Annotated in this window: 9 protein-coding genes and 1 pseudogene; 6 read left to right on the forward strand and 4 right to left on the reverse strand. The window is 42.2% G+C overall.

The annotated features are described in order from the left end of the window. The coding region (locus DW657_RS14965; protein WP_118313249.1) for a hypothetical protein at positions 1 to 557 on the forward strand (557 nt) is incomplete at its 5' end. Positions 558 to 562: 5 nt separating this feature from the next. Then, positions 563 to 1,762: pseudogene (locus tag DW657_RS14970) on the forward strand (ArdC family protein); the annotation flags it as partial. Positions 1,763 to 1,878: 116 nt separating this feature from the next. On the opposite strand, the gene DW657_RS14975 reads toward DW657_RS14970, so the two are convergent. The 4 genes from DW657_RS14975 to DW657_RS14990 are packed head-to-tail and all read right to left on the reverse strand — an operon-like array spanning position 1,879 to position 3,265. Then, positions 1,879 to 2,160, reverse strand: coding sequence for a hypothetical protein (locus DW657_RS14975; RefSeq protein WP_118313251.1), 282 nt, complete (start codon positions 2,158 to 2,160; stop codon positions 1,879 to 1,881). Continuing rightward, on the reverse strand, positions 2,157 to 2,528 hold the full coding sequence (locus DW657_RS14980; protein WP_118313252.1) for a hypothetical protein: 372 nt from the start codon (positions 2,526 to 2,528) through the stop codon (positions 2,157 to 2,159). The genes DW657_RS14975 and DW657_RS14980 overlap by 4 nt, the downstream gene beginning before the upstream one ends. 52 nt (positions 2,529 to 2,580) lie before the next feature. Continuing rightward, positions 2,581 to 2,955, reverse strand: coding sequence for a DUF2958 domain-containing protein (locus DW657_RS14985; RefSeq protein ID WP_010537185.1), 375 nt, complete (start codon positions 2,953 to 2,955; stop codon positions 2,581 to 2,583). Between the two features lie 7 nt (positions 2,956 to 2,962). Beyond that, entirely contained in the window at positions 2,963 to 3,265 is a 303-nt protein-coding gene (locus DW657_RS14990) for a hypothetical protein (protein ID WP_022121729.1), read from the reverse strand. A 558-nt stretch (positions 3,266 to 3,823) separates the two neighbouring features. Here DW657_RS14990 and DW657_RS14995 point away from each other — a divergent pair. The 4 genes from DW657_RS14995 to DW657_RS15010 all read left to right on the forward strand — a co-directional run. Further along, positions 3,824 to 4,843: a type IV toxin-antitoxin system AbiEi family antitoxin gene (locus DW657_RS14995; RefSeq protein ID WP_118313253.1), complete on the forward strand. Its 1,020-nt coding sequence runs from the start codon at positions 3,824 to 3,826 to the stop codon at positions 4,841 to 4,843. Further along, on the forward strand, positions 4,821 to 5,672 hold the full coding sequence (locus DW657_RS15000) for a nucleotidyl transferase AbiEii/AbiGii toxin family protein (RefSeq protein ID WP_118313254.1): 852 nt from the start codon (positions 4,821 to 4,823) through the stop codon (positions 5,670 to 5,672). The genes DW657_RS14995 and DW657_RS15000 overlap by 23 nt, the downstream gene beginning before the upstream one ends. After that, the gene (locus DW657_RS15005) at positions 5,672 to 6,310 is read left to right on the forward strand and encodes a PP2C family serine/threonine-protein phosphatase (protein WP_158577400.1); all 639 of its coding nucleotides are present in this window, start codon (positions 5,672 to 5,674) and stop codon (positions 6,308 to 6,310) included. The genes DW657_RS15000 and DW657_RS15005 overlap by 1 nt, the downstream gene beginning before the upstream one ends. Before the next feature lie 13 nt (positions 6,311 to 6,323). Then, a partial coding sequence (locus tag DW657_RS15010; RefSeq protein ID WP_199658368.1) for a hypothetical protein occupies positions 6,324 to 6,760 on the forward strand: 437 nt, incomplete at its 3' end.

Raw genomic sequence — 6,760 nt, forward strand, 5'->3', positions numbered from 1 at the left:
TAAATTATAGTGTTGCGGAATTAAGGTTTACTACATATTCCGTAGATGTGGTGGTGCCAGCCAAGAAAGGTATCAACAAGACCGTGATTGTCAGTTGTATTATGGATGGTGACGATGCGGAAGGCATTGTCGTGGGCAACCGCATTGAGTTGAAAGGTGTATTGACCTTCAAGAAGAAAGATGACAACCTGTATTTCAACTTGAAAGTATCGGAAGTGAACCTTTCGCCTGTATCGGAAAGCAAGGATGGCATCGTGGGCGACATGGAGTTCAAGGGCAAGGTCGGTAAGGACATTGATATGAAGAAAGGCAAAAATGGTAAGGCTTTCCTGATGTTTTCTGCTTTCAGTGCAGAGAAGATTGGAGAAGAATTTGCCTTTACATGGGTGCGCTTTGTCCGGTTCTCGGAAGAAAAGGAAGAATGGCTGCAGTCGAAAGCCACCATCGAGGCAAAGGGCGAGTTGGAAATCTCGGTGTATAACGACAGACTCAACTTAGGCTGCAAGGTGGCGGAGTTGAACCAGTGGGAGAAGAAACCGTATCATCCTAACAATTAGCAAGTATGGCATATTACAATAAGAGTCCACAGAATAATGGCGATGGAAAGAATGCTGAGGACAGAGCCTTGGACACCTTCGCCAACATGATGATAGAGAAAATCGAGTCGTTGGGAAGCAAGGACGGATGGCAAAAGCCTTGGTTTACGGAAGGTACATTGAGTTGGCCGAAGAACCTGTCTGGCAGGGAGTATAACGGCATGAATGCCTTGTTGCTCACCATGCTGTGTGAGAAGAAAGGCTATGAGTTGCCGGTGTTCTGCACCTTCAACCGTGCCGTTGGCTTAAATTATCAGACCGACAAGCAAGGTAACAAGAAGCAGATGACGGATGCTAATGGTGAGCCGTTGCCCAAGGTCTGCATCAACAAGGGAGAGAAGAGTTTTCCTGTGATGCTGACAAGTTTCACCATTGTACACAAGGAGACAAAAGAAAAGATACCCTATGACGACTACAAGCGAATGAGTGCTGAGGAGCAGAAGGAGTATAATGTCTATCCGAAGTTGAACGTGTACCAGGTGTTCAATGTGGCACAGACCAATCTGAAGGAGGCAAGACCTGAATTGTATGCCAAGTTGGAAGCAGAGAACAAGCCAGAAAAGGCATTGGTGAAGGAAGGTGACATGTATTCGTTTCCTGCTGTAGACCGGATGTTCAAGGAGCAGAGATGGATTTGTCCCATCAATATCGAACACCAGGACAATGCGTTCTACTCCATTTCCCGCAACCAGATAACCATTCCTGAAAAGTCACAGTTCAAGGATGGTGAGTCGTGGTATGGAACAGCGTTTCATGAGATGGTTCACTCGACAGGAGCGGAAGATCAGTTGAACCGTCTCAAACCGCAGTCGGGCTTCGGTTCCGATGAATATGCACGTGAGGAACTTGTTGCAGAGTTGGGCAGTGCGTTGGTGTGCCAGAAGTATGGCATGACCAAGAATCTGAAGGAAGACAGTGCCGCCTATCTGAAATCGTGGCTCGGCAGTCTGAAGGAGACGCCAAGTTTCATCAAGACCACCTTGATGGATGTGAAAAAGGCAACGTCCATTCTCACGCAGAGAATAGACGAAGTGTCTTTGGAAATGAAGGAGCAACAGAGTGAGGATGTTGCAGCTTCAGTATCGGAAGAAAACAAGGATGCGAAGGACATGAAGCAATCTGCATCATCAAATGATAATGAGCAGACTGAGGTAGAAGAGGAAAAGGTCGCACGGTCTGCGTTCCGTCGGTAACGAGTCAATCTGTGGCAAACATGCAAAAATCCAAGATGCGCACATATATAATAATGTGTAGGCATCTTGGATTTTTCGTTTTGGGAGTTTTATTCTTCCTCCTCATCATCTTCTTCGGGTGATAGCCATTTCTGCCAATCTTTCTCATCGATGGTGAGGTCGTCCATTTCCCAATCATATGCGAGTTCGGGCATTGGGTCACGAGAGTAAGGGAAATGGATAGTATAGCCGATTTGTCCATAGGAGACATGGAGCGGAGTGACGCAAAGGTCTCTGCCGAAATAGCTTCGGGTGGTAAGGTATTTGCGCCAGTCGAAACGCTCTTTGAGAATGTTTCGACATAGGCGGTAAAGATATTGTTCTATTGTCATACGGCTTGAAGTTCTAACTGTGAATAATATTGTCTGAATGCCTCGTAAAGGTCAGCCATCATGGTTTCAGCTTCCTCCATGTCTTTGACTATATCGGCAATGTGGTAAGGTGCACCATTTTTGCCGTGACCGTCTGAGCCAATCCAAATGTACGCTTCCTCGTCAACATCAAAGTTCTCATAATACTCATGGATATTGTCGATGAAGGCTTCCATATCATCGTTTTCAAGTTCCACGCTGAAATTGAAATCTTGACCATAGGAAGTATATTTGGCGAAGTTTACATCTGTCTTGCCGTTTTGTGGCTCGGAGAAATCAACGCTCCATCCTAATATCTCGGCTATCTCCGTTATCTTTTGCTGTATCATATCGTTTGATTTTTAGCAGCCATAGGCAAGAAGCCTACGGCTGATGAATGGTTTAAACTTCTTCCCTGTCATACATGTCAGACAGAAACGACTGCAATCTCTCGTCGGGAATGTTTCCGATTGGGCAAGGCTTGAAGCTCTTGTCCTGCAATATCGGTATCTTAGGAAGGTTATGTCCGACATCCACGCTGATACTTTCCATTTCCTTGATGGAAGCATAGCCATATTCTGTATCGGCAAGACCGACAACGATAGAGAACAGCGTGAAGTCATTGCCTTCCGGCTGACCTTCCAATACATACCAACGGACTTTGCCGATGAAGAAGACGCATTGGCAAATGGCATCCTTCTTCTTGCCGTCCTGTGAATAAAGCGGATATTGCTTGAACTGCTCCGCCAACTGTGGTGTAATCAATCTGCTTGTCATAACTGCATTATTTATTGGGTGAATACTCTGATGAAGATGGATAGTAGAGCTGCTGCTCACGCAAGGCTTCAATGGCTGCATGTGCCAAAGTGCAAGCCCATTCATTGCGAAGGTCATAATAGCCCTTCTGATAGTTTATTGCCAACTGCTCCATGAAAGCCATCATCACCTTGAACTTCTCGTTTACAAGAAAGCGGTGGTCATTGGCAAACTCTGCACCCACCTTGGATGCGGAACACATCTTGCCGTTCACGAAGCGTGAAAACTCATTGGCAAACTCCTTGTCTCTTTCGTTAATCATATCGTTCATATCTGTTCGGATTAAATTGTGAAACTTCTTTTTCTTCCCTATTTTCGAAGCCTTTACGACTTCATCGAGGGAATTGATTTTACGTGCAATCAAGAGTTCGGACATGGAGGCAGACAAGACAAGGAATTGGGAGATTATTTCATTGGAATACCCCAATCTTTGATTGGTGGAAGGCTGCTGATGAAATAACCTGCTAATAGCAAGGCGGTACTTGACAGTCTGGTGGGCTGAACTAAATTTGCTAAGGAAAAACAAGGGAGGATGAAGGGTATGGGAATATTCTAGTGACGAAAAGTGGTATGATTACCACTTTTTGATAATAGAGAGATCTGTTAGAACCGGCATATACAGTTCGAGCATTCCCGTTTTTTGTCATTTGTGTCACTTTTCGGGAATTGTATTTCTGAAAATATCCCTGTTCAATCTTCGCACTATGTTAAATAGTATTGAACAAGATGAAATATTGAACAAAAAGTTCGTTCGTTTAAGTTTTGTTCATTATCTTTGCAATGTTCAATCAAATTGAACACAACTGACATATTGAACAAATAACATAAAATGATGGCAAACAATATCATAATAAACCAAGCATTGGATGCTCTTAGAGCAAGCCTTCCTGTGGGGGATGTTGTGTCAACAACAGCCGTCAAAGTAAATTGTACCAATGAAAATGATGTCACTGTTAAAATAATGAATGTAGATTTTGTGTGTCATGTAAGGGAAAACATAACCAAGGCCACATTAAATCCGACATTAGCGACTATGCAAACGATGAACAATGACAAGCAGCAAATCTTGCTTGTTACGCAATACGTCACGCCGCAGGTATCAACAGAATTGGCAAACAGAGGTATCAACTATCTGGACTGTGCAGGAAACTGCCTTGTCAGATATACAAAGGCAGGAAACTTGATTTTCCAAATATTTAATCAAGGAAGGAAAAATACAGAGTCCAAGGTGAAAACCTATCCCGTGTTTCAAGATGCAGGATTGAAGGTCGTGTTTTATCTGTTGCAAGATGCAGACAATATAAAGAAGCCTTATCGAGAGATAAAAGAGCAAATTGGTGTATCTTTGGGAAGCGTGAAAAACGTTTTGGATGAACTTACAAGACGTGGTTTTGTTTGTGACACTAAAAACGGGCGCATAATAAAAGACAAAAAACAACTGCTTGACTTATGGGTTAGCAATTACAATGAAGTATTGAAACCCAAATTGCTGGTAGGCGCAATGGCATTTCGAACAGAAGCGAATAGAAATGAGTGGAAAAACATAGCATTGCCAAAGGGCATGTCATGGGGAGGAGAACCTGCCGCAAACTTGACGGATGGCTACTTACAACCAGGAATTTTCGACATATACACGGAAATACCTGCAGCACATCTTATACGAACAGGTGTCGTCAAGCAAGATGCAAATGGGGAAATTCATCTGTACAACAAATTTTGGAATTGGGAAACAGACAACAGAACTGTTCCTGCTATATTAATCTATGCAGACTTGATGGGTAGTGGCAATAGTCGCTGCTTTGAGGCTGCGCAACGCATATTAAAGAATGAGCTTAAAGATTTCGAGTGAAAAGATAAACAATCCATTTCTTGTGGATTTGTTGGAGAAACTTACAGATAGCTTCCGTAGAATGGATCACGACTTCTTTATCATAGGAGCCACCGCTAGAGATATAGTCATGCAGCAGATGCTGAACACGTCATCACGTAGAAAGACAAGAGACTTGGATCTAGCTATAGCTGTTCCAAACTGGCAGGAATTTGACAAAATCAAAAATAGTTTGATTGCGGATGGTTTCGAGAAGGACAAGTCAAAACACCAACGCTTCTATTATGGTGACTATGAGATAGATGTTGTTCCATACGGATATGTCGCCAAGGAAGATGACAACATCTATTGGCCACCCGAAGAAACAATTGCCATGTCCGTAAAAGGGTTTGACGAAGTGCTTTCTGATGCTATAACGGTTAGTATTGATGACAGATTCACTGTAAAGATAGCTTCTTTGCATGGATTATTCTTGCTGAAGTTCAATGCTTGGATGGACAGACATCTAACCACAAACAAGGATGCAGAGGATATGTCGTTCATATTGGACAACTACCTTATGGCAAACTTGGATCGAGAAGCGTATATGGAAGTGTATGATTGGGAAGATTTTGACGAATATGTGGCTGGTGGCTATTGGCTGGCAAACGATTTGGCAAAGTTATTGAACCGAGACCAACTTGTATATTATGCAGACAAAATTGACGAGGAATTGCAGTTGGAGGAGAGAAGCTATTTGATAAGCCAAACTCTCAATTCACAATCGGGTTTGAATTATGACCAAGTAAGGAGAACATGGCAAGTCATTTCAGAAGTGTTTCGCTCTGCTACAGAAGAAAGGGATTTATAATGATAGATATTAATTATTGTAGTCAAAAAGGCTTATGTGATACAAACCAGGATTTTATTTTGTGCAAACAATTACAAGATGGGAGTTGCATCGCTATCCTTGCCGATGGTATGGGTGGCTTACAATATGGTGAGATCGCAGCTGCCACTGTTGCACAAAGTATTTATAAAATATTGGCAGAACATAATTCTGTGGATATAAGAGAGCTGTTAGCAAAGGCTTTTGAACAAGCAGACATTGCAGTTGCAGATAAATGCAAGGCTCTTTGTTGCAAAATGGGAGCAGCAGTTACCGTCTTATACATAAAAGATGATACTGCCAATTACGCATGGCAAGGAAATGTCCGTTTATATTACAAAAAAGAAAAAGGTATACATCAACTTACTGAAGACCACCTGAAGGAAGGTGATAATTGTACCTTTCTGACTCGTTGTGTGAATGGAAGAGGTTTCCGCAACCCTATATCCATTCAAGAAACAAAAATATCAGACATGGACTTGTTGTTTTTATGTACAGATGGATTTTATCAATCCAAGGATTGCATAGATTCTGTTATAGTAGAAAACAAATTGCCAAGTCGTATAGAATACTTGGAAGATGATGCATCCTGCATTCTCATACAGTTGCATAACCCTTGATAAGATAAGAGATATGGCAAAGAAGAAGCATAAAGGACATTACTGTAAGATTTGTGGTGAATACAAGCCGAACGAGTCATTTTCGAGGAAAGGTCATGTCCAACACATCTGTAAGGAGTGCATGGGTGAGATGAAGAAAAGCAACAAGAAGATTTTGGACTTGCCTTTCGGGGACAATGAGTTTGAGATCGTTGATGCCGATGAATATATCGATACTATTTTATATGGCAACAACGAAGAACGAGAAAACAAGACTTTCAAGAAACTCAGCCGTGAACAGAAAATGGTGTTGAAAGCGATAGTGCAAGATGAAGTTACGTTCTATTGGCAAGCCCATCGACAGATACCAGTAAATGACAAGTTAAAACAACTCAGAAGTTCTGTCAATACTGTAGTATATGAACAGTTGGACTTTGCCATAAAGGATGACACGATGTTCAAAGCTTATAT

Source organism: Prevotella sp. AM23-5, assembly GCF_003473645.1.
In the GTDB taxonomy this organism is placed as follows: domain Bacteria; phylum Bacteroidota; class Bacteroidia; order Bacteroidales; family Bacteroidaceae; genus Prevotella; species Prevotella copri_A.

Excerpts from the sequence above, each read along its gene's own strand:
- DW657_RS14975 (WP_118313251.1), bottom strand. The coding sequence starts at position 2,160 with ATGACAATAGAACAATATCTTTACCGCCTATGTCGAAACATTCTCAAA.
- DW657_RS14980 (WP_118313252.1), bottom strand. The coding sequence starts at position 2,528 with ATGATACAGCAAAAGATAACGGAGATAGCCGAGATATTAGGATGGAGC.
- DW657_RS14985 (WP_010537185.1), bottom strand. The coding sequence starts at position 2,955 with ATGACAAGCAGATTGATTACACCACAGTTGGCGGAGCAGTTCAAGCAA.
- DW657_RS14990 (WP_022121729.1), bottom strand. The coding sequence starts at position 3,265 with ATGAACGATATGATTAACGAAAGAGACAAGGAGTTTGCCAATGAGTTT.
- DW657_RS14995 (WP_118313253.1), top strand. The coding sequence starts at position 3,824 with ATGATGGCAAACAATATCATAATAAACCAAGCATTGGATGCTCTTAGA.
- DW657_RS15000 (WP_118313254.1), top strand. The coding sequence starts at position 4,821 with ATGAGCTTAAAGATTTCGAGTGAAAAGATAAACAATCCATTTCTTGTG.
- DW657_RS15005 (WP_158577400.1), top strand. The coding sequence starts at position 5,672 with ATGATAGATATTAATTATTGTAGTCAAAAAGGCTTATGTGATACAAAC.